This window comes from Rhizobium rhododendri (assembly GCF_007000325.2).
In the GTDB taxonomy this organism is placed as follows: Bacteria; Pseudomonadota; Alphaproteobacteria; order Rhizobiales; family Rhizobiaceae; genus Rhizobium; species Rhizobium rhododendri.
Window position 1 is genome coordinate 2088224 of sequence record NZ_CP117267.1, and the last position, 22624, is coordinate 2110847.

The 22624-nt window shown below is 61.6% G+C and carries 22 protein-coding genes; 16 read left to right on the top strand and 6 right to left on the bottom strand.

Annotated elements, in window-relative coordinates; all coding sequences use genetic code 11:
* The first annotated feature begins 60 nt into the window (after window positions 1-60).
* The 6 genes from choW (at window position 61) to PR018_RS10210 (ending at window position 6037) form a co-directional block, all read left to right on the top strand.
* The gene (gene choW, locus PR018_RS10185; protein ID WP_142823387.1) at window positions 61-954 is read left to right on the top strand and encodes a choline ABC transporter permease subunit; all 894 of its coding nucleotides are present in this window, start codon (window positions 61-63) and stop codon (window positions 952-954) included.
* Window positions 951-1994, top strand: coding sequence for a choline ABC transporter ATP-binding protein (choV, locus tag PR018_RS10190; RefSeq protein WP_142829270.1), 1044 nt, complete (start codon window positions 951-953; stop codon window positions 1992-1994). Before choW ends, choV begins: the two co-directional genes overlap by 4 nt.
* Before the next feature lie 51 nt (window positions 1995-2045).
* The gene (locus PR018_RS10195) at window positions 2046-2801 is read left to right on the top strand and encodes a HugZ family pyridoxamine 5'-phosphate oxidase (protein ID WP_224127765.1); all 756 of its coding nucleotides are present in this window, start codon (window positions 2046-2048) and stop codon (window positions 2799-2801) included.
* 115 nt (window positions 2802-2916) lie between these two features.
* On the top strand, window positions 2917-3234 hold the full coding sequence (locus PR018_RS10200; RefSeq protein WP_142823389.1) for an ArsR/SmtB family transcription factor: 318 nt from the start codon (window positions 2917-2919) through the stop codon (window positions 3232-3234).
* A 265-nt stretch (window positions 3235-3499) separates the two neighbouring features.
* Window positions 3500-4828, top strand: coding sequence for an omega-aminotransferase AptA (aptA, locus tag PR018_RS10205; RefSeq protein WP_142823390.1), 1329 nt, complete (start codon window positions 3500-3502; stop codon window positions 4826-4828).
* 135 nt (window positions 4829-4963) lie between these two features.
* On the top strand, window positions 4964-6037 hold the full coding sequence (locus PR018_RS10210) for an alpha/beta hydrolase family protein (RefSeq protein ID WP_142823391.1): 1074 nt from the start codon (window positions 4964-4966) through the stop codon (window positions 6035-6037).
* A 2-nt stretch (window positions 6038-6039) separates the two neighbouring features.
* On the opposite strand, the gene PR018_RS10215 is transcribed toward PR018_RS10210, so the two are convergent.
* The gene (locus PR018_RS10215) at window positions 6040-6984 is read right to left on the bottom strand and encodes an HD-GYP domain-containing protein (RefSeq protein WP_142823392.1); all 945 of its coding nucleotides are present in this window, start codon (window positions 6982-6984) and stop codon (window positions 6040-6042) included.
* A gap of 295 nt (window positions 6985-7279) precedes the next feature.
* On the opposite strand from PR018_RS10215, the gene ade reads away from it, so the two are divergent.
* The 3 genes from ade to PR018_RS28455 all read left to right on the top strand — a co-directional run bounded on the left by ade (window position 7280) and on the right by PR018_RS28455 (window position 9553).
* On the top strand, window positions 7280-8977 hold the full coding sequence (gene ade, locus PR018_RS10220) for an adenine deaminase (RefSeq protein WP_142823393.1): 1698 nt from the start codon (window positions 7280-7282) through the stop codon (window positions 8975-8977).
* 124 nt (window positions 8978-9101) lie between these two features.
* Complete coding sequence (locus tag PR018_RS10225; RefSeq protein WP_142823394.1) at window positions 9102-9302, top strand: hypothetical protein; 201 nt, start codon at window positions 9102-9104, stop codon at window positions 9300-9302.
* Window positions 9303-9364: 62 nt separating this feature from the next.
* Window positions 9365-9553, top strand: coding sequence for a ParE family toxin-like protein (locus PR018_RS28455; protein ID WP_425064156.1), 189 nt, complete (start codon window positions 9365-9367; stop codon window positions 9551-9553).
* A gap of 6 nt (window positions 9554-9559) precedes the next feature.
* Here the strand turns inward: PR018_RS28455 and bglA are convergent, their stop codons facing one another.
* Window positions 9560-11209 (bottom strand): beta-galactosidase BglA, encoded by a 1650-nt coding sequence (gene bglA / locus PR018_RS10235; RefSeq protein WP_142829268.1) that lies wholly within the window; start codon window positions 11207-11209, stop codon window positions 9560-9562.
* Window positions 11210-11496: 287 nt separating this feature from the next.
* On the opposite strand from bglA, the gene PR018_RS10240 reads away from it, so the two are divergent.
* The 6 genes from PR018_RS10240 (at window position 11497) to PR018_RS10265 (ending at window position 17959) form a co-directional block, all read left to right on the top strand.
* A complete protein-coding gene (locus PR018_RS10240) occupies window positions 11497-13077 on the top strand; it encodes a peptide ABC transporter substrate-binding protein (RefSeq protein ID WP_142823397.1) in 1581 nt (526 codons plus the stop codon).
* Window positions 13078-13125: 48 nt separating this feature from the next.
* Window positions 13126-14049 (top strand): ABC transporter permease subunit, encoded by a 924-nt coding sequence (locus PR018_RS10245; RefSeq protein ID WP_111222638.1) that lies wholly within the window; start codon window positions 13126-13128, stop codon window positions 14047-14049.
* On the top strand, window positions 14046-14963 hold the full coding sequence (locus PR018_RS10250) for an ABC transporter permease subunit (RefSeq protein ID WP_142823398.1): 918 nt from the start codon (window positions 14046-14048) through the stop codon (window positions 14961-14963). The genes PR018_RS10245 and PR018_RS10250 overlap by 4 nt, the downstream gene beginning before the upstream one ends.
* Before the next feature lies 1 nt (window position 14964).
* On the top strand, window positions 14965-15975 hold the full coding sequence (locus PR018_RS10255) for an ABC transporter ATP-binding protein (protein WP_142823399.1): 1011 nt from the start codon (window positions 14965-14967) through the stop codon (window positions 15973-15975).
* Window positions 15968-16960, top strand: a complete 993-nt coding sequence (locus tag PR018_RS10260) for an ABC transporter ATP-binding protein (protein ID WP_142823400.1) — start codon at window positions 15968-15970, stop codon at window positions 16958-16960. Before PR018_RS10255 ends, PR018_RS10260 begins: the two co-directional genes overlap by 8 nt.
* An 84-nt stretch (window positions 16961-17044) precedes the next feature.
* A complete protein-coding gene (locus PR018_RS10265) occupies window positions 17045-17959 on the top strand; it encodes a sugar kinase (RefSeq protein ID WP_142823401.1) in 915 nt (304 codons plus the stop codon).
* Here PR018_RS10265 and PR018_RS10270 read toward each other — a convergent pair.
* Window positions 17956-18357, bottom strand: a complete 402-nt coding sequence (locus PR018_RS10270; protein WP_142823402.1) for an ester cyclase — start codon at window positions 18355-18357, stop codon at window positions 17956-17958. The genes PR018_RS10265 and PR018_RS10270 overlap by 4 nt on opposite strands.
* Window positions 18358-18594: 237 nt before the next feature.
* Between PR018_RS10270 and PR018_RS10275 the strand changes: the two genes are divergently transcribed.
* Window positions 18595-19632 carry a glycosyltransferase family 4 protein gene (locus PR018_RS10275; protein ID WP_224127808.1) on the top strand — a complete coding sequence of 346 codons (1038 nt, stop codon included), beginning with the start codon at window positions 18595-18597 and terminating at the stop codon, window positions 19630-19632.
* 33 nt (window positions 19633-19665) lie between these two features.
* On the opposite strand, the gene der is transcribed toward PR018_RS10275, so the two are convergent.
* The 3 genes from der to PR018_RS10290 form a co-directional block, all read right to left on the bottom strand.
* Window positions 19666-21141 (bottom strand): ribosome biogenesis GTPase Der, encoded by a 1476-nt coding sequence (der, locus tag PR018_RS10280; protein ID WP_142829266.1) that lies wholly within the window; start codon window positions 21139-21141, stop codon window positions 19666-19668.
* 16 nt (window positions 21142-21157) lie between these two features.
* Window positions 21158-21841 (bottom strand): tetratricopeptide repeat protein, encoded by a 684-nt coding sequence (locus PR018_RS10285; RefSeq protein ID WP_142823405.1) that lies wholly within the window; start codon window positions 21839-21841, stop codon window positions 21158-21160.
* Between the two features lie 119 nt (window positions 21842-21960).
* A complete protein-coding gene (locus PR018_RS10290; RefSeq protein WP_142823406.1) occupies window positions 21961-22548 on the bottom strand; it encodes an NnrU family protein in 588 nt (195 codons plus the stop codon).
* Window positions 22549-22624 lie beyond the last annotated feature (76 nt).

Sequence of the window (22624 nt, forward strand, 5' to 3'; positions counted from 1 at the left end):
ACGGAGTGAAGGCTGTGACGCGCATCTATCCGGTGCTGCAGATCTCAGCGAGGGAACGCGATGGATTGGCTCCATACATGGCTACTTGACGAAAACAACAAGATCCAGATCGGCAAGGGCGCACAGGTCGTCGTCGACTGGCTGACGGGAAACCTCAGCGGCTTCTTCGACACTGTCTCCGCCATTCTCGGCGGCGCTATCGACGGTTTGCTTTACGTGCTGCTCGGCACTTTTACCGAGGGCACCGCCTTCGAGGCCTATTACCCCTTTTTCATGATCGCCGTATTCTGCCTGATTTCCTGGCTGATCCGCCGCCATGTCGGCGTGGTGATCTTCACCGCCCTCGGGATGCTGCTGATCTACAACCAGCTCTACTGGACGGAGGCGATGGAAACTCTCGCTCTGGTGCTGGCGGCGACGCTCGTGTCGATGGTGATCGGCGTCCCTCTCGGCATCCTGGCCGCGCGACGAGCCTGGTTCTACACCATATTGCGGCCGATTCTCGACCTCATGCAGACCATTCCCACCTTCGTCTATCTGATTCCAGCCCTTATCCTTTTCGGCCTCGGCGCCGTCTCTGGCCTGGTGGCCACCGTGATCTTCGCGGTGCCCGCACCGATCCGGCTGACACGATTGGGCATCATCTCGACGCCGCCGGCACTGATCGAGGCCGCACAGGCATTTGGCGCGGCCCCGCTGCAGGTGCTGACCAAGGTGGAGCTACCCTTTGCCCTGCCTCAGATCATGGCTGGCGTCACCCAGACGATCATGCTCTCGCTGTCGATGGTGGTCATCGCCTCGATGGTCGGCGCTGCCGGTCTCGGCGCGCTCGTCCAGCGCGCGCTCGGTCAGATGAACGTGCCCATGGGCTTTGATTCCGGCATGAGCATCGTCATTCTGGCGATCGTCCTCGACCGCACCTTCAAATTCTTCGACGAAGGGGAAACCGTATGACGGCCGTGGTCAAGTTCGACAATGTCAGCATCGTCTTCGGCGACCGCCCGCAGGCAGCCATGGCGCTGGTGGACCAGGGCAGGACGCGCGACGAGATCGGCGCCCAGACGGGCCTCGTCCTCGGCGTCGCCAATGCCTCGCTCGAGATCGAGGAAGGCGAAATCCTCGTCTTGATGGGGCTGTCCGGCTCCGGCAAATCGACGCTGTTGCGCGCCGTCAACGGCCTTGCACCCGTTGTGCGCGGCGGTGTCACCGTGGAGAGCAAGGACGGACCGATAGATCCCTACAAGTGCAGCGCCAAGGCATTGCGCGACCTGCGCATGCACACGGTCTCCATGGTGTTCCAGCAATTCGCGCTGCTACCGTGGCGGACGGTGGCGGACAACATTGGTTTCGGCCTCGAACTCGCCCGCGTGCCGGAGATCGAGCGCAAGGAGCGCGTGGCCGAGCAGCTGGAACTGGTCAACCTGACGCAATGGGCCGGCCGCCGCGTCAACGAACTCTCCGGCGGCATGCAGCAGCGTGTCGGCCTTGCCCGCGCCTTTGCCACCGGCGCGCCGATCCTGCTGATGGACGAACCCTTCTCGGCCCTCGACCCCCTGATCCGCACCCGGCTGCAGGACGAGCTTCTGGAGTTTCAGCGGCGGCTCAAGAAGACCATCCTGTTTGTCAGCCACGATCTCGACGAGGCGTTTCGCATCGGCAATCGCATCGCCATCATGGAAGGCGGCCGGATCATCCAGTGCGGCACGCCACAGGAGATCGTCAGGAACCCGGCCGACCAGTATGTCGCCGACTTCGTCCAGCACATGAACCCGATCAGCATGCTGACGGCCGGGGACGTCATGCAGCCGGGCGTCGGCCACTCCGCCACGCCGGGCACCGTGACCGCAACGGCAAAGGCCTCGACGCCGCTGATCGACATTCTCGATGCCCTCGCCCGCCAGCCCGGCAGCATCGGCATTGTCGATAACGGCGCGATCATCGGCACCATCACCGCGCAGGACGTGGTTGCCGGCCTCACCAGCCATCGTCGCTAGAGGCGCACCCGAGGGTAGGCCCGGCCAGAAGCGGAGTATCGGAGGAGACAGTTGGCGACTGAAAAACCACGCTCCGTGCTCCGCGAGACGGATGAGGATGCGCGCAGGCTTGGCCGCATCCTGATGCGGTCGGCGCCTTATGCGGCAATGGCCGTCATCGCCCCCGACACCGGTTTTCCAGCCATCAGTCGCGTGCTGGTCGGCACCGCTTGGGATGGTGTGCCGGTAATCCTCGTCTCCACGCTTTCAGCCCACACCAAGGCGCTCCAGGCAGATCCGCGCGCATCGCTCCTGACGGGAGAGCCCGGCAAGGGCGATCCCCTCGCCCATGCGCGCCTCAGCGTCGAGTGCCTGGGGGAACAAGTTGCACGCGACACACGCGAACATCATCTGCTTCGCGACCGGTTTCTCGCCCGTCATCCCCGCGCCAGGCTCTATATAGATTTTACGGATTTCCAGTTTTTCCGTCTGGTTCCGCAGGCCGCAAGCCTGAACGGCGGCTTTGGAAAAGCCTATCGGCTGAGTGGCGACGACCTGGTGATTCGTGGCGTTCTGCCAGAGCCGGAGGCGGCCGTTTGGCGTGCGGGAGTACAAGATTTGCTGGGTGCATACCCACACCTTGCAACCCATATTGCAGCCACGTTAAAGCTTGAAAAACACGAAGCGTGCCACATATATGGCGCGGATTTGGCTGGTTTCGACCTTTTTTGGGGGGATAAGCTGCTTCGCTACGAGTTTAGCGAGCCGGTACAAGATCTTGCGGATCTAGAATTCGTTATCGCTAAAATAGCAAACCGAGTACCTTAAATTTAGGTATATACAATCTTTGCCGCGATTTAGTATCTTTCGGCGTCAGTTGATTTCGCCAATGAGATATTCACCCGCTTCTGATGTACGATCCGCATTGGGAAGATTTGAAAAAATGAAAACAATTAATTTGTCCGACCATTCCACCGTGGCGGCAGCCCTGCTGTCCGCAATGGCCAATCCGAAAAGACTCATGATCCTGTGCAGCCTGGTCAAGGGCGAGGTGCCGGTTGGCGTTCTCGCAACCCAGGTAGGGCTTAGCCAATCCGCCCTGTCGCAGCACCTGTCCAAGCTGCGGGCACAGAAATTGGTCAAGACGAGACGTGATGCTCAAACGATTTACTACTCCAGTTCTTCCGAACCCGTCATGAAGGTTCTGTCGACTCTGGAGGATATTTATAGCGAGGCCGAAAAAAGCAAATCTGCTGCCTGACGGCCGGAGATTGGCTTTCGACGGTGAATTGTTTCAGGTTCGACAACAGGCGCCCGCGCCTGTTTTTGCGCCGAGTATGATTGCAGACTGGACCGGCAAGTTCCCCTTGCCGGTCTTTTTCGTTCAGGCCGATCGATCATCCCAGATCGCGGCGTTATAAATGCCGGCATCGGCTTGACGACCTCGGGCCGGCTGATATTTTGACCGAACGATAAATAATGAGCTGCGTCGCCGATCCGGATGACCAGCGGCCGTGGAGAACAGCATGTCCGACCGTATGAACGCAGCGCCCAACGATCTCAGGGCTTTCTGGATGCCGTTCACGGCAAACCGCCAGTTCAAATCGGAGCCACGGCTTTTCGTCGGCGCCAAGGACATGCACTACACGAGCCACGACGGGCGCCAGGTGCTGGACGGCACGGCCGGTCTCTGGTGCGTCAATGCCGGCCATTGTCGGCCGAAGATCACCGAGGCGATCCGCCAGCAGGCAGGCGAGCTCGACTATGCCCCGGCCTTCCAGCTTGGCCATCCCAAGGCCTTCGAACTCGCCAACCGGCTGGTCGACCTCGCACCCGAAGGCATGAACCATGTCCTCTATACCAACTCCGGCTCGGAGTCGGTCGAGACGGCCCTGAAGGTCGCGCTGGCCTATCACCGGGTCAAGGGCAACGGCTCGCGCTTCCGCCTGGTCGGCCGAGAGCGCGGCTACCACGGCGTCAATTTCGGTGGTATCTCGGTCGGCGGCATCGTCTCCAACCGCAAGATGTTCGGCACATTGCTCACCGGCGTCGACCACATGCCGCACACCCATTTTCCGGACAAGAACGCCTTTACCAAAGGACAGCCGGAATTCGGCGGCGACATCGCCTCCGAACTGGAGCGTATCGTCACCCTGCACGACGCCTCGACCATCGCCGCCGTCATCGTCGAACCGGTGTCCGGCTCGACCGGCGTGATCCTGCCACCGAAGGGCTACCTGAAAAAGCTGCGTGAGATCTGCACCAAGCACGGTATCCTGTTGATCTTTGACGAGGTCATCACCGGCTTCGGTCGCCTCGGCACCCCCTTTGCAGCAGACTATTTCGACGTCATGCCTGACATGATGGTGACGGCCAAGGGATTGACCAACGGCGTCATCCCGATGGGCGCCGTGTTCGTGACCTCGGAGATCCACGATGCGTTCATGAACGGCCCCGAGCACATGATCGAATTCTTCCATGGCTACACCTATTCGGGCAACCCGATGGCATGTGCCGCAGCGCTCGGCACGCTCGACACATACAGGGACGAGGGCCTTCTGACACGCGGCGCCGAACTTGCGTCCTACTGGGAGGAGGCAATCCACTCGCTGAGGGATTGCCCCCATGTCATCGACATCCGCAACATCGGACTGATCGGCGCCATCGAGCTTGCCCCGATCGCCGGCGAGCCGACCAAGCGCGCCTTCAGCGCCTTCCTCAAAGCCTACGAGAAAGGCCTGCTCATCCGCACCACCGGCGACATCATCGCCCTCTCCCCGCCGCTGATCATCGAAAAACACCACATCGACCAGATCTTCAGCACCCTGCGGGAGGTTCTGCAGAACAATATCTGAAGGTAGCCTAGAAGCGGGTCGCGACGAGATCTCGGCCCGCCTTTTCGTTACCAGCGAACGACCTCGATCGCGTTATCGGTCTCCGCTGTCAGGCTTTACTGGCAGGAACTTGCTTCCAAACAATGGGAGCGCTTAATGCTGAACCGAATTTTCATCCTCCTTCTTTTACTCGTGGCTTCTTGCTCGGCCCATGCATCCGACGATGTGGGCTTTCGGCAGACAACGCTTGCGGGTGATGAACCCCAACGACCACTGCAGATCGCAATATGGTATCCGACGGACACGGGACAGCAGGCGACGGTTGTCGGAGAAACACCCGCATTTTATGGCCAGCGCGTTATATTGAACGGGGCAATTAAAGCAGGAATTCACCCGCTGGTCGTGTTGTCTCACGGCTACGGGGGAAGCTGGCGAAATCTCGCCTGGATTGCAGCGGCGCTTGTCTCCAACGGCTATGTCGTGGCTGCCCCCGACCATCCCGGCACGACGACATTTGACCGCCGACCCGAGGAGGCCGCAAAACTCTGGAGACGGCCCGAAGACCTCAGTCGAGTTGCCAGTGCGATGCTGGAAGATGCGAGTTTGGGAGGCAAGATTGACGCGCACAGAATCGCTGGTATTGGCCACTCACTTGGCGGCTGGACGGTTGTCGAACTCGCCGGCGGACAGTTCGACCCCGCTCTCCTCATGACCCACTGCGCAGAGCAGTTTGGTACCGTCGCGTGCAAAGTCTTCGAATCCCTTGGCTTGCGAGACCCTGCGAACGCTTCGCACTTGGTCGGCACAGGCATGAAGGACCAGAAATTTAGGGCCGTTGTCTCCCTCGACCTCGGGCCGTCCCGGGGCTTTACTCAGCAAAGCCTCGCTGCAGTACAAATCCCCATTTTGGTGCTCGCAGCGGGGGAGGATATCGGCACAGACGTCGCAAGGGCCGCGATGATCGCGGCCACAAACAAGGACTCCGCGTATCTGGCAGCCCAATTGCCGCAGATATCGACGACCTACATGACGATACCCGGAGCCCTGCACTTCAGTTTTATGCAGTTATGCAAACCTGGCGCCGCTGGGAAGATCGAGCAACAATCTCCGGGCGACGGAATCGTCTGTCAAGATGCCGGCGGGCGGGATCGGGAAGCCATTCATAGGCAAGTGCTGGAGCTCATCTTGGACTTTCTCGGCAAAACGATGCCAGAAGAGTCTGGAGGCTGACGCTACGGCTGCACCGGCTGGGACACAGCGAGGCAGAGGATGAATTTGTTGAGCAGTTGGCGGTCGAAATGGCCGTCTCGCTTGAGCATCCACTTCAGCGCCTCTCCTGAAGACCAGGGCTTCCGGTAGGGCCTGACCGAGGTGACGGCATCATAGACGTCGCAGATCGCGGCCAGCCGCGAAAAGTAGGTCAGGCTGCGGCCCGAGAGCTTGTCCGGGTAACCCTTGCCGTCGACGCGCTCATGGTGGTGGCGGCAGATGTCCGTGACCATTGGCTGGATGTCTTCCTGCTGGGTCAGAATATCGTAACCCAGCATTGGGTGGTCGCGCATTACGCGCGTCTCGGCTTCATCCAGCACGCCGGGCTTGCAGAGGATCGAGCGGGGCACCTTGATCTTGCCGATGTCGTGCAACAATCCAGCGACGCCGAGCAATTCGACGGTTGCCTCGTCCAGTCGGAGATAGCGGCCGAAATGGATCATCAGCGCGCTAACCGCGACCGAATGGACAAACGTCGCCTCATCCTTGTCCTTCAGGCGGGTGACACTGATGAAGACTGCGGGGTTGTCATCGACCGACTTAGAGATTGCTCTCGCAATCGCCTTGGTCTGATCGACGCTCACCGGGCCGTCGCTGGCAGCTGACGAAAACAGATCCTTGAGTTGAGTTACCGACTGTCGCACGGTCTGCATTGCGGCAGCGGCTTGCTGCAGGCAGATCTCGCCAGCCCCGCCATGGCGGTTGTCTGACGCTGGGGCCGATGACAGGTCGGCGCCCCTGGCGGTATTGATCACGACGCCGCTGACCTTGCTTGACCGGAGCTGTCTCGCAGCGACGGCATCGAGAACGAACCGCCGCTTCTGCAGGGGATTGCTGGCCCAACTACCCTCCATGTCCTCGATGAACATTCCGGCCCGCACCTGATCGAGAGCGATACGCTTCAGCATCCGGAGCACGACAGCGCATCGGCTGAGCCGGCCATCAAATTCGGCGAATCCAAGCCATCTTCAATCATCGGCCTGGCATCCTTCTGCAATCATCAAACCTTCTAAAGGCCGACGTATACAATAGAAAGCTTAACAAGCTTGATATCGAACATCTAATTTAACAGACCTTGAAACAGGAGCGGTCGCGGGGATGCACGTCAGGTGCCGCCCGGCGCTGACAATATTTCACTCCCCGGCTGGCTGATTACAGGCTAGACTCGCGACGAACGTCCATACTGATTGAAAGCGCATCGCCATGACCAAACCTCTCGAAGACTTCATCGACCAGGGTGTCGGCAGAAAGCCTGCAGACATCGTCCTCAAGGGCGGGAGGTTCTTCGATCTGGTGACGGGCGAGCTCGTCGCCTCCGACATCGCCATCTGCGGCGACCGCATCGTCGGCACCTGCGGCGACTACATCGGCGTCGAGGAGATCGACATCACCGGCCGCATCGTCGTGCCCGGCTTCATCGATACGCACCTGCACATCGAATCCTCGCTAGTGACACCGCACGAGTTCGACCGTTGCGTGCTGCCCTACGGCGTGACGACAGTCATCTGCGATCCGCACGAAATTGCCAACGTGCTTGGCACCGAAGGCATCCAGTTCTTCCTCGATTCGGCGCTCGAGACGATCATGGACATCCGCGTCCAATTGTCGTCCTGCGTGCCCGCCACCCATCTGGAAACTTCGGGCGCCGATCTGCCGATCGAGCGGCTATTGCCGTTCCGCGACCATGAAAAGGTCATTGGCCTCGCCGAGTTCATGAATTTCCCGGGCGTGATCCACAAGGATCCGATCTGCATGGCCAAGCTGGAAGCCTTCCAGGGCGATCATATCGATGGCCATGCCCCTCTCCTCAGAGGCAACGACCTGAACGGCTACATCGCAGCCGGCATCCGCACGGAACACGAGGCGACATCCGCAGAAGAGGCCATGGAGAAAATCCGCAAGGGCATGCATATCCTGGTGCGAGAAGGCTCCGTATCCAAGGACCTGCACGCGCTGATGCCTATTATCACCGAGCGCCTTTCGCCCTTCATCGCCCTCTGCACCGACGACCGCAATCCTCTCGACATCGCTGAGCAGGGCCATCTCGACTACATGATCCGTACGGCCATCGCCGCCGGCGTCGAGCCACTGGCGATCTATCGCGCCGCCTCGATCTCGGCGGCCCGGGCCTTCGGTCTGCGCGATCGCGGACTGGTGGCGCCCGGCTGGCGCGCCGATCTGGTGGTGGTCGACAGCCTCGAAAGCTGCAAGGCAGGCATGGTCTTTGCCGGCGGCAGGCTGGTGACCGATGCGCTGTTTGCCACCCGCAAAAGCATCGCTCCCGTCGGCCTCGACAGCGTCAAGGCGCGCACGGTCAATGCTGCCGATTTCGGTGTCCCCTTCACCGATGGCGAAACCTCCGTCATCGGCGTGCTACCCGGCAAGATCATCACCGAGCATCGCCGCTTCCGCCTGCCCTCGGTCGGCAACCAGACGACCGTCGACCTTGCCCGCGATATCATCAAGGTCGCCGTCATTGAGCGGCACGGCAAGAACGGCAATCACGCCAACGCCTTCGTCCAGGGTTTTGGGCTGAAGAAGGGCGCCATCGCCTCGACTGTCGGCCATGACAGCCACAACATCTGCGTCGTCGGCGTCAGCGAGGACGACATGGCACAGGCCGTGCAGCGCCTGAGCGAGATCAAGGGCGGCTTCGTCGTCGTCGAGGACGGCAGGATCACCGGCGAGATCGCGCTGCCGATCGCCGGCCTGATGAGCCTGGAACCCTACGAGCGCGTCCGCGACACCTTGCATCACCTGCGCAACGCTGCTTTTGCGGTGGGCTCGACACTGCAGGAGCCCTTCCTGCAACTGGCCTTCCTGCCCCTCCCCGTCATCCCCCACCTGAAGATTTCGGACAGGGGACTGGTGGATGTCGATGCATTCAGGCTGATCGGGTAAACGGGCCTGCAGGGCCTTCAAGCCATGCTTGTTTGGTGGTATCTTCCGTCCATGTTCATCGTCACCAGGATGCTGGATATCTAACCTACGCCAGCATCGGACTGGCGAGGCCGCTGGAGCACAAATGAAAAAGCTTGAGCATATAGAGCGGACCGTCGAGGAACTCGATCCCACGGAATTCGAGGCCTTCAGTAACTGGTTCGAGGCCTTGCAAGCCAGGCGGTGGGACGGTCGCATTGAGGCAGACGAGAAAGACGGAAAGCTCGATCGGCTGGCAGCTGGCGCCCTTTCCGCATTTCGGTCAGGGAAGACCAGGCCGCTTTGAGGCACGTCGCCACTGCTGAATTCTGGCAGGCATACGAGGCTCTGCCAGAACGTGTGCAGAAGGTGGCTGACCAAAATTTCGAATTATTGAAGACAAGCCCGATGCATCCTTCTCTTCATTTCAAGAAGGTCGGCAACCTTTGGTCCGCCCGAGTGGGCTTGTCGTGGAGGGCTCTTGCAGCGCAAGACGGCCAGACCATCATCTGGTTCTGGATTGGATCCCACACAGACTACGACAAGCTGCTGCGCTGACTTTTTTCACACCAGCCCGCAAAACACATCCATCGCCTCCAGCGTCACTGTCGTCGGTGTCGATTTCGGGTTGAAGCCGGGCATCGGCATGGCAGCCTTGACCGTCAGCCCCTGTGGCAGCGAAAGTTCGATCATCGTCCGTCCGAGATTGAAAACGAAGACCAGCGTTTCGCCATTCTTTTCCCGCGTGAAGGCGAGCACATCCTCGTTTGTGGCGAGGAAAGTCAGGTCGCCGTCGAACAGCATCGGGTGCTGTCGTCGGAATGCCAGCGTCTGGCGATAGTGGGCGAGCACGGAAGAGCCATCCTCCTCCTGCCGGTCGACCGCCAGTGTCGCATGCTGGTATGGCACCGGCAGCCACGACTTCTCCGCTGTCGAGAAGCCCGCATGAACGCTGGCCGCTTCCCAGGGCATGGGCGTCCGGCATCCGTCGCGCCCCTTGAAGGCCGGCCAGAAGCGGATGCCGTAGGGATCTCGCAGGTCCTCAAAGGCAAGGTCGGCTTCGGGTAGTCCGAGCTCCTCACCCTGATAGAGGCAGATCGAGCCCCGCAAAGTCGCGAGCAGCGAGATCGCAAGTTTTGCGACACGAGCCCGCTCGGCCTCCGTCTCGGCAAAACGGCTGGCATGGCGAACGACGTCGTGGTTGGAGAACGCCCAGCAGACCCAGCCGTCGGTAACGCTCTCCTGGAAGGCGCTGACGCAGCGACGGAAATGCGCCGGCGTGAATTCCGGCCCGAGCAGGTCGAACGTGTAGCACATGTGCAGCTTGTCGCCGCCGGACGTATAGGCAGCCAGCGTCTGCAACGAGCGGGCGCCATCGCCGACCTCGCCGACGGTCGCGCGGTTCTCATAGGTGTCGAGCAGCGCTCGCAGCCGCTTCAGGAAGCCGATATTTTCCGGCTGCGTCTTGTCATAAAGGTGGCTCTGCATGCCGTAGGGATTGGTATCGGGAGCATCCAGACCGGCGGCATCGTCGCTCGGCAAGGCCGGCGGATTGTCGCGCAGTTGCTTGTCGCAGAAGTAGTAGTTCACCGTATCCAGACGAAATCCGTCGACACCGCGGTCGAGCCAGAATTTGACGGCGGCAAGCACCGCATCCTGGACACGCGGGTTGTGGAAATTGAGATCCGGCTGCGAGGTCAGAAAATTGTGCTGGTAGTACTGGCGGCGGATACCATCCCACTCCCAGCCGGGGCCGCCGAAAATCGACAGCCAGTTGTTCGGCGCCGTGCCGTCTGGCTTGGGGTTGGCCCAGACGTACCAGTCGGCTTTCGGATTGTCGCGGCTCGTGCGGCTTTCGACGAACCAGGGATGGACGTCCGATGTATGAGAGATCACCTGGTCGATAATCACCTTGATCCCGAGTGCATGGGCGGCGGTCATCATCTCGTCGAAATCGGCCAATGTCCCGAAAATCGGGTCGACATCGCAATAGTCGGAGACATCGTACCCCATGTCTGCCATCGGCGAGGTGAAGAACGGCGCCAGCCAGATCGCGTCTACCCCGAGCGAGGCGATGTAGGGCAAACGCAGCGTGATGCCCTTGATGTCGCCAAGTCCGTCGCTGTTGGTATCCTGGAAGGATCGCGGATAGACCTGATAGATTACCGCACCACGCCACCAGTCCTTCGCCGCCGTTCCGCTCGTTGAATTCATGTAACAATGCGCCTTCGCTTCAATATCCAGGTGTGTCCGCACACTAGCCTGCGGCCGCAAAATTACAAATCGAAACAATCGCGCTGGTGAATTCCCATCCCAGAACGGTTCGTTAAAGCAACAGAAACGCCGTCCACAGACAAATGCATGTCGTTTTCCATATCGCGGTTTTAGGGGTTGAATCGTCGGTAGGCTGCGATACGTTGCGCTCTTGCTTGCGTGACCAGTTCACCTGCGGGAACAAGAACGACCTTGCTAACAAGGCGAACATAGAAAGATCGGCTTCCATGACATATCTGACCAAGGTATTTTACGCGTCCGCGCTCGTCGGATCGCTATTGTCCCTGTCGGCGCATGCCGCCACGCTCAACGTCCAGAACGGTGGCGATCCCCAGTCGCTCGATCCGCAAAAGATGTCCAGCGACTACGAGAACCGCATTGCCGGCGACATCTTCGAGGGCCTCACCACCGAAGACGCCAAGGACAACGCCATCCCGGGCCAGGCCGAAAGCTGGACGATTTCTCCGGATGGCAAGGTTTATACGTTTAAGCTGCGCGACGGCATCAAGTGGTCCGATGGCCAGCCGGTAACGGCAGAGGACTTCGTCTTCGCCTTCCAGCGCCTCGTCGATCCCAAGAACGCTGCCGAATACGCCTACCTGCAGTTCACCATCAAGAACGCCGAGAAGATCAACAAGGGTGAGATCACCGATTTCAGCCAGCTCGGCGTCAAGGCCATCGACCCGAAGACCCTCGAGATCACCCTCGACAACGCAACCCCCTATTTCCTCAATGCGCTGACGCACTACACCGCCTATCCTCTCCCCAAGCACGTCATCGACGCCAAGGGCGCCGACTGGGTCAAGATCGGCAACATCGTCACCAACGGCCCATACAAGCCGACGGAATGGGTCCCGGGCTCCTATGTCACGACGGTCAAGAACGATCAGTACTGGGATGCCAAGAACGTCAAGATCGATGGCGTGAAGTTCTTCGTCATGGAAGACCAGTCGGCCGCTCTCAAGCGTTACCGCGCCGGCGAATTCGACATCCTGACGTCCTTCCCTGCAGACCAGTACCAGTGGCTGAAGACCAACATGCCCGGCCAGGCGCACGTTGTGCCGTTCCTCGGCACCTACTATTACGTCGTCAACGCCACCAAGCCTCCGTTCAACGACAAGCGCGTCCGCCAGGCCCTGTCGATGGCCGTCAACCGCGAAGTCATCGGCCCGAAGGTTCTCGGCACCGGCGAACTGCCGATGTATTCCTGGGTGCCGCCGGGCACCGCCCATTACGGTGAGCCGGCCCAGATCAAGTGGAAGGACGAGCCCTACGCCCAGAAGGTCGAGGAAGCCAAGAAGCTGCTGAAGGAAGCAGGCTTCGGCCCGGACCATCCGCTGCACGCCCAGCTCCGCTATAACACCAACGACAACCACAAGCGCATCGCTGCCGCGATCGCCTCCATGTGGAAGCCGCTCGGCGTCGAAATCGAGCTCTACAACACCGAGACCAAGGTGCATTACGACGAGATGCAGCACGGCAAGGTCGAAATCGGCCGCGCCGGCTGGCTCGCCGACTACAATGACCCGATCAACTTCCTCAACCTCCTGTCGACGGGCGTCGACATGAACTACGGCCGCTGGAGCAATGCGGAATACGATGCGCTGCTCAAGCAGGGGAATGCGGAGACCGATCTCGACAAGCGTGCTGCCCTGTTCAAGCAGGCCGAGCAGATCGCGCTCGACGACAGCGCTGCGATCCCGATCTACTACTATGTGTCGCAGAGCGTGGTGTCGCCGAAGATCGCTGGATATGAAGACAATATCCAGGACATCCACCGTACCCGCTGGCTGTCAATCAAAGAGTAAGGGACACGGGCTCCCTTTGGCCTTGCCGGAGGGAGCCTATCCACGCCCATGATCAAATATGCATTCCGTCGCCTTTTATCGACAATCCCAGTCATGTGGATTGCCGTGACACTGAGCTTTTTCGTCCTGCGCCTGGCGCCGGGCGGGCCCTTCGATGGCGAGCGCCCTTTGCCGCCCGTCATCCTGAAAAATCTGGCGGCTCATTACAACCTCGATAAGCCGCTGATCGAGCAGTACTTCATCTACATGTACGACGTCCTCCACGGCGATCTCGGCCCCTCCTTTGCCAACCAGGACTTCACTGTCACCCAGCAGATCATGTCCGGCCTGCCTTATACACTGACCATCGGCAGCATCGCTTTTGTCGTCGCCGTGCTGGTCGGCGTTCTCGTCGGCTGTCTCGGGGCGCTGTACCAGAACCGGCAGGCCGATTACTGGCTCGGCGGCACCCTGCTGATCGGCCTCGTTCTCCCCGGCTTCCTGATCGCGCCGATCCTGCAACTGCTGTTCGGCATCAAGCTCGGAATCCTGCCCGTCGGCGGCTGGGGCGACGGCTCGATCAAGTTCCTGATCCTGCCCGTCACGGTCCTGTCGCTGCCCCACGCGGCGCGGATATCGCGGCTGATGCGCGGCTCGATGATCGAGGTGATGAACCAGAACTTCATCCGCACTGCCAAGGCAAAAGGCATCGGTCCGAGGCTAACGGTCATGCGTCACGCGCTGAAACCAGCCCTGATGCCGGTCATATCCTATCTCGGCCCGGCGGCCAGCTACCTGCTGACCGGATCGCTGGTGGTTGAAAGCATCTTCGGCCTGCCCGGCATCGGCCGCTACTTCATCACGGCCGCGCTCAACCGCGACTACGGCATGGTTCTCGGCACGGTGATTTTCTACATGGCGCTGATCGTCGTGCTCAACCTGCTCGTTGATATCGTCTACGCCTGGCTTGACCCGAAAGTGAGAACCCAATGATCCTCAATCTCGCTCGCCGCGAACAGCTGGAAGAGGAATTGCGGGCTGCAGAAGGATTGGCTCCCGAAAGCCGGTCGCTGACCCGCGACGCCATGCGCCGGCTGCTGCGCAACAAGGCTGCTGCCATTTCCCTCGTGGTGCTGACGCTGCTGATCCTGGCTGCCCTCATCGCCCCCGCCCTCATTCCGTACGGCTATGAGGATCCCGATTGGGCAGCCTTCCGCACGCCTCCGGATTTCGCCAGCGGCCATTATTTCGGCACCGACCAGAACGGCCGCGATCTGCTTGCGCGCACCCTCTACGGCACGCGCGTTTCGCTCGCCGTGGCGTTGGTCGCCACCCTCGTCTCGGTGATCATCGGCGTCCTCTACGGCGCCGTGTCAGGCTATTTCGGCGGCAAGCTGGACAGCATCATGATGCGCTTCGTCGACATCATGTACGCCCTTCCCTACATCCTCTTCGTCATCCTGCTGATGGTGATCTTCGGCCGCAACGTCTACTTGTTGTTTGCCGCCATCGGCGCGCTGGAATGGCTGACCATGGCCCGCATCGTGCGCGGCCAGACGCTGTCGCTGAAGCACCGCGAATTCATCGAGGCGGCACGGGCATCCGGCCAGCGGCCGTTCAAGATCATCCTGAAACACATTGTGCCCAACCTGGTCGGCCCGGTCGTCATCTATGCCGCCCTGACCGTGCCGGAAATCATCGCGACGGAGAGCTTTCTGTCCTATCTCGGTTTCGGCGTGCAGGAGCCGCTGACGTCGCTCGGAACGCTGATTGCCGACGGCACCAACTCGATGGAAACCGATCCCTGGCTGCTCGCCTTTCCCGCCGTCTTCCTCGTCGCCCTCCTGATGAGCCTGCTTTTCATCGGCGACGGCCTGCGCGACGCATTCGACCCGAAGGACCGCTGACATGTCGGACGCCAAAAAGAGCGAAACGCTGCTCGAACTCAAGGACTACTCCATCCGCTTCCAGACCCCGGAGGGCGATGTCGCCGCCGTCAACGGGCTTAACCTCACCATCCGCCGTGGCGAGCGTATCGCCATCGTCGGCGAAAGCGGTTCCGGCAAGAGCCAGACCTTCCTGGGCCTGATGGGATTGCTGGCGAAGAACGGCCACACCAGCGGCCAGGCGCTGCTGGAAGGTCGCGACGTGCTTTCCCTCAAGCCGCGCGAACTCGACCAGATCCGCGGCAAGGACATGGCGATGGTCTTCCAGGACCCGATGACCTCGCTCAATCCGACGCTGAAGATCTCGCGGCAACTAACGGAGCAACTCGAGGTCCACGGTGGACTGACGGCACGGGCCGCCTCCGCCACCGCTCTCGACATGCTGAAGCGCGTCGGCATTCCTGACCCGGATCGCCGCTTCAATCTCTATCCGCACGAGCTGTCAGGCGGCATGCGACAGCGCATCGTCATCGCCATGGCGCTGCTGACCCGCCCGAAGCTGCTGATCGCCGACGAGCCGACGACGGCGCTCGACGTGACCATCCAGGCGCAGATCCTCGACCTCTTCAGCGACCTGACGTCGGAAATGAAAACGGCGCTCGTCATCATCACCCACGATCTCGGCGTCGTCGCCGGCCTCGCCGAGCGGGTGGCCGTCATGTATGCCGGCGGCATCGTCGAGGACGCACCGGTGGACGACCTGTTCGACGACCCGGCCCATCCCTATACTGCCGCCCTCCACGCCTCGATCCCGAGGCCCGACCAGGATGTCGACGATCTCGCCGTCATTCCCGGCCGGCCGCCGAACCTCAAGCATCTGCCGCGTGGCTGCAGCTTCTCGCCACGTTGCGCCCATGTCGAGGACGATTGCGTCGATGCACCGCCGCCGTTGGGGCTTCTCGCACCGCAGCGGCGCGCGGCCTGCTTCCACCCCCTCCTTGGTCACCAGCAACGGAGCCCCGTCCATGGCTGAACAGACCCTGCTCAAGGTCGAGCACCTCACGACCCAGTTCGAGATCCCGTCGAAATCCTTCTTCAAGCCGGCTACCATGCTGACGGCCGTCAACGACGTCAGCTTCGAGCTCAAGGCTGGCCGGACTCTCGGCATCGTCGGCGAATCCGGTTGCGGCAAGTCGACCCTCGGCCGCTCCATCCTGCGCCTGATCCACGCGCAGAAGGGCCGCATCCTCTGGCAGGGCAAGAGCCTGCTCGACCTGTCGAGCGAGGAGATGCGCGCCGCCCGTCGCGACATGCAGATCATCTTCCAGGACCCGATCGCCTCGCTCGATCCGCGCATGACCGTCGGCGACATCATTGCCGAGCCGCTGACCGTGTTCGAGCCGAAGCTCAGCCGCGCAGAACGGCAGGACCGCGTCCGCGAGATCATGGCCGCCGTCGGCCTGGTGCCCGAAATGATCAACCGCTACTCGCATGAATTCTCCGGCGGCCAGGCGCAGCGCATCGGCATCGCGCGGGCCGTTGTCACCCGCCCGAAACTGATCATCTGCGACGAGCCGGTTTCAGCCCTCGACGTCTCCATCCAGGGCCAGGTGATCTCGCTGCTGCGCAAGTTGCGCAAGGAATTCGGACTGACGCTGATCTTCATCAGCCACGACCTCTCGGTCGTTCGGCTGATCTCGGACGACGTACTGGTCCTCTATCTCGGCCGCATCGTCGAAGCCGGCGATTGCGCCACGGTGTTCCAGCGTCCGGCCCATCCCTATACCCAGGCGCTGTTCTCGGCCGCCCCCGTGCCGGACCCAAAGGTCGCCCGCACCCGCAAGCGCATCCGCCTGCAGGGCGATCCGCCGTCGCCGATGAACCCGCCGCCCGGCTGCGTTTTCGAGCCGCGCTGCTGGAAAGCCACCGATATCTGTCGCACTGCCATGCCGGCGACAGAGCCTGTCCGCCCCGGCCAGACTGCCGCCTGTTATCACATGGATAGCCCGGAAAACTGATCGCCGCTTCCGGTGCACGGCGGCCTTGCCCGCCCTGCGTCGAAGGCCTACAGCAGGCGCAGGAATGCGATGAGGGAGAGTATCGTGGGCGGACATTTTTTGTCGATCGGCGAGTGCATGGTGGAACTGTCGCAGGCGGGCAACGGCCTGCTGCGCAAAGGCTTTGCCGGCGACACGTTCAACACCGCCTGGTACGCCAAGGCCTGCCTACCATCGGACTGGTCCATCGATTATTTTACGGCCGTCGGTGACGATCCGATGTCGGACGAGATGCTGGCCTTTATGAGCGGCGCCGGGATCGGCACATCCTATATCCGCCGCATCCGGGGTCGCACTCCGGGCCTCTATCTCATCAATCTGAAGGACGGCGAGCGCACCTTCAGCTACTGGCGCGAATCCTCGGCCGCACGCCAGCTTGCCGTCGATGGCGACCGTCTGCGCGAAGCCATCGAAGCCTCCGACGTCGTCTATTTCTCCGGCATTACGCTTGCGATACTCGCCCACGACAGCGCCGAAACCCTGCTCTCGGAACTGCGCCGCGCCAAGGCGATCGGCAAGCTGGTGGTGTTCGACCCGAACCTGCGCCCAAGGCTTTGGACCAGCCTCGACACCATGCACGCAACCATCAGCGAGGGCGCCCGCGCCGCAACGCTTGTCATGCCGAGCTACGACGACGAGGCCGCCCATTTCGGCGACCCATCGATTGCCGCCACCATCCGCCGCTACCGGCAGCTCGGCGCTCCCCTGGTCGTCGTCAAGGACGGTGCCAAGGGCGTGACCGTCAGCACGGTCGCTGGCGACACCCTGGTCGAAGCCGAACACGTTGCCGAGGTCATCGACACAACCAGCGCCGGCGACAGCTTCAACGGCGCATTCCTCGCCGAATACCTGAAGAGCAAGGATCTTGTCGCTGCAGCCCGCTTCGCCGTGAAGATCGCCGCCCGCGTGATCTGCGAGCACGGCGCATTGGTGGAGCGAGAGAAGCTCGGACTTGGTTAAGACGTCTTGCCGTCAAGCTGCGCCTCAATGGCTGTCTTGTCGATGACCGACCAGACATGCCGGATCTTGTCGTTGCGAAATTCGTAGAAGACGTTTTCCGAAAACGAGACCTTCCGTCCGTTCACCGCAAGGCCGAGGAACGTTCCCGCTGGCGTGCAGTCGAACTGCAGTCGTGCGGCGATCCTCGGCGGATCGGCGATCAGTAGATCGATGACGAATTGCAGGTCGGGTATTTGCCGGAAATCGTTTTCCAGCATCGCGCGATAGCCTGAAAGACCGATCTGCCGGCCATTGTGCTCCACATCGTCGTCAACGAACTCACCGAGGAGCGTCCAATCCTGCCTGTTGAGACAGTCGATATAGCCTCGGTAGAGGGTCGCAAGTTCGGCATCGGCCATGAGATTGACTTCCTTTGCGCATTCCAGAGTACACCGAAGAGACCTAAAGCTGCATTGCCATCGAAGCAAACCGAAGGGTGTAATATTTTCATCATCGACGGTCGTCACAATGGCTAGGCCCGGAATCATCGGATGGCGTGGGATGTTCCGCGCCGCCGCGATCGACCGGGATGGAACAGTCGACCCATGCTGCAACGTCTATCGAACATCGCCCCCGGGAAATCGCCGGCGCCGGACATGGCCCTGGGCGAACGACTGCTCATCGTCACCGATGCCTGGCACCCGCAGGTCAATGGCGTCGTGCGCTCCATCGAGAACACCAATCGTGAGCTGACGCGCATGGGCGTCACCGTCTCCATGCTGACGCCAGAGGGGTTTCGCAGCATCCCCTGCCCGACCTATCCGGAGATCAGGCTCTCGCTTGCAAGCTATCGGCGCGTTGCCGCTGCGATAGAGGCAACGCAGCCATCCTACGTACACATCGCCACGGAAGGTCCGCTGGGGCTGACGGCGCGGCGCTGGTGCGTGCGCAACGGCATGCAGTTCTCGACCACCTACCACACCCGCTTTCCCGAATATGTCGCAGCCCGCCTGCCGATCCCTAAGTCCTGGCTCTATGCCTTCATCAGGTGGTTCCACAATGGCGGCTTCGGCTGCATGGTGGCGACACCGAGCCTTGCCGCCGAGCTCAAGGCCAAGGGTGTGCGCAACCTGCTGCCGTGGAGCCGCGGCATCGATGCGACGCTGTTCAGGCCTCAGGCACAGGAAGATTCGCCCTTCGGCCTGCCCCGGCCGATCTTCATGACCGTCGGGCGCGTCGCCACGGAGAAAAACCTCCCGGCATTCCTGGATCTCAACCTGCCGGGCTCGAAAGTGGTGGTGGGTGGAGGACCTGATCTGGAGGATCTGAAGAAGCGCTACCCGGACGTGCTGTTCACCGGCGCGAAATTCGGCGAAGAACTGGCCAGCGCCTATGCGCAGGGCGATGTCTTCGTCTTTCCATCGGTGACAGACACCTTCGGCAATACCATTCTCGAAGCGCTTGCGAGCGGCGTTCCGGTCGCAGCCTACCCGGTCACCGGCCCGGCCGATATTCTCGGCGATCATCCGACCGCCGGCGCCGTCGACAAGGACCTCAGGAGCGCCTGCCTGCGAGCGCTCTCATGCTCGCGAGAGGCCGCCCGCAAACTGGCACTCACCTATTCCTGGGAAGCCGCAACGCAGCAGTTCCTCGACAACGTGCGGATCGCAAACGGCAAGATCAGACGGCGCTGAGGACCGACGCAGAGGCGCACCGGTCCCGAAGGATCAGCGTTCCTTCTTGCGCTTGCTCGGATAGGGGTTCTTCCGCTTGCGGTTCTCGAACGGATTTTCCGACGCATGGAAATGGATCCGGATCGGCACGCCCGGCATCTCGAAATCCTCGCGCAACCCGTTGGTCAGGTAACGGATATAGGATTCCGGCAATGAGTCCGGCCGGGTGCACGAGATCATGAAGCCCGGCGGACGAGCCTTGACCTGCGTCATGTATTTCAGCTTCAGCCGGCGGCCGGACACGGCGGGTGGCGGATGCTGGACCTGGCGCGCATCCAGCCAGCGATTGAGCTTGGCGGTGGCGATGCGCTTGTTCCAGACCTTGTCGGTATCGATGATCGACTGCATCAGCCGGTCGAGGCCATCGCCGGTCTGCCCGGCAATCGTCACGGCACGAATGCCGCGCGCCTGCGGCAGCAGCCGGTCGGTCTTTTCGCGCAGGTCGGCGAGCACGGTCTGCCGGTCCTCGATCAGGTCCCACTTGTTGAAGGCGATGACGGCAGCACGGCCTTCGCGGATGACGAGGTCGACGATCTGCAGGTCCTGCTTTTCGAACGGGATCGTTGCATCGAAGACGATGACCACCGTCTCGGCAAAGCGGATTGCCCGCAGCGTGTCGGCAACCGACAGCTTTTCGAGCTTCTCGGTGACGCGTGCCTTCCGGCGCATGCCGGCGGTGTCGAACAGCTTGATGGTCCGGCCGCGCCAGGCCCAGTCGACGGAGATCGAATCGCGGGTGATGCCGGCCTCGGGGCCGACCAGCAGGCGGTCCTGGCCGAGGAAGCGGTTGATCAGCGTCGACTTGCCGGCATTCGGGCGACCGACGATGGCGACGCGCAGCGGCTTCGTCTCGTCGTAATCGGGCTCTTCTTCCTTCTCGTCGTCGAACACATCGTCGCCGTCGAGCGGCAGCGAGACATCCGTCTCGGCCACGTCGTCCTCGTCTTCCTCGATTTCCGGCGGATAGGCGCGGTCCTGGCCGATGGCTGCGACGATTGCGTCGTGCAGGTCGATCATCCCCTGGCCGTGTTCGGCCGAAATCGGGCAAGGATCGCCGAGCCCGAGGGTGAAGGCGTCATAGAAACCGCCATCGGAGCCCTTGGCTTCCGACTTGTTGGCAACCAGCACGACCGGCTTGCCGCGCCGCCGCAGAAGCTCGCCGAACACCTTGTCGAGCGGCGTCAGGCCATATTTGGCATCGACCACGAACAGCGTCAGGTCTGCCTCCTCGATCGCAGCTTCGGTCTGGGCGCGCATCCGGCCCTCGAGCGAATCCTCATGGGCTTCTTCCAGACCGGCCGTGTCGATGATGGTGAAATGCAGGTCCATCAGCTTGGCATCGCCCGGACGACGGTCACGGGTGACGCCCGGGGTGTCATCGACGAGCGCCAGCTTCTTGCCAACCAGGCGGTTGAACAAGGTGGACTTGCCGACGTTCGGGCGACCGACGATCGCAACCGTGAAATTCATGGCGATTGGTGTTCCTTTAGCCCTGGGTCTGCGGGGCTTTGCCCGAAGCTTCGATATTATCAAGCATCATCTGGGCACGATTGGCAATATTGCGGGGTGACTGCTGGTCGCTGACGATGGCCTGGAACCACTGCCGGGCCTTGGCGAAATCGCCGGCCTTGTAAGCGGAAAGACCCAGGACTTCGCGCGCAGAATGGCGGAAGGCACTAGCCGGCACGGCCATCTCCTCGGCGAGCGCGGAGACCTGTTGATAAGTCCCGGTGTCGACCAGCAGGAAGGCGGCGCGCAGGCGGGCAGCGTCGGCGATAACGGAGGGAACGCCGGACTGCTTGCTGATTGCGGTGAACGCGGCCACGGCACCGGCCGTGTCGCCCTTTTGCGCCTGCAGCGACGCGGCACGCATGCTGGCGAGCAGCGGATAGGCGCCCTTGCCGTCTTTTTCGATGGCAGAGAGGGCTGCCAGTGCATCGTCGGTCTTGTTCTGGTCGGCCAGCGCCAGCGCGGCGAGAAACTTGTCGCCGTTGTCGCCGGCCTGATGGGTTGCCCAGTAGCGATAGCCGACATAGCCGGCCGTCCCGATAACGACCAGCACTGCGAAGCCGATGATCAGGCGGCCGAAACGGCGCCAGACGAACTGCATCCGGTCGGAGCGCAGTTCCTCGTTGACTTCGCGGATGAAGCTGTCGTCGTTGAATGCCATTCTCGTCTCCGGCTCCGGCCAAAACTTGCATGCATAAAAGGGAGCGCGCCGGCAGGATGCAGCGCATGAACGCGCCTTCTACCCGATTTTGCGCCCGTTGTAAGGGGGAACCGCAGAAATCACATCATTGCCAGCGGCGAAACGCCGATAAGCCACTCATGCAGCTTCCAGATGATGGCGCCCCAGAGCACGATGCCGAGGACGACCGCCGCCGCATCGTATTTCACTGACACGAACGGGCGTGGGGTGATTTCGCCGGCCCGAGCCCGGCGCTTCAGCGATATCCGCACGACAACGCCCCAGGCGAGGAAGGAGGCAAACAGCAGCACGCCGGCGCTGTCGCCGTTTGCCAGAAGATGAGCGAGCGCCCAGATCTTCACCGCCAGCACCGTCGGATGCTTCGTTCTGGCGGCGATATGACCGGCCGGCAGCAGGCCGGCCACGAGACAGATGCTGGCGATCAGCATAAGCGTCAAGGTGATGTGCGAGGCCCAGGCCGGTGGCGAATACAGCACCGTCGTCTCGTAGCGGGCGATGCTGAAGGCATAGATCAGCAACACCAGCGTCAGGAGGCTGGCGACCGACTGCAGGACGATCCAGGCGGGACGCCCGAGGCGCTCGATCATCGACAGCCGGAACCCCGGCGCCAGCGCCTGGATCAGGTGAACGCCGAGAAAAAGTATGATGCTGACGACAAGCAAAGCCATGGGGAAATCCTTTGAATCAAGACCACCATCCCTATCGGCTCGGGTTGAAAATTGAAAGCAGCATCAAAGCTTCGCC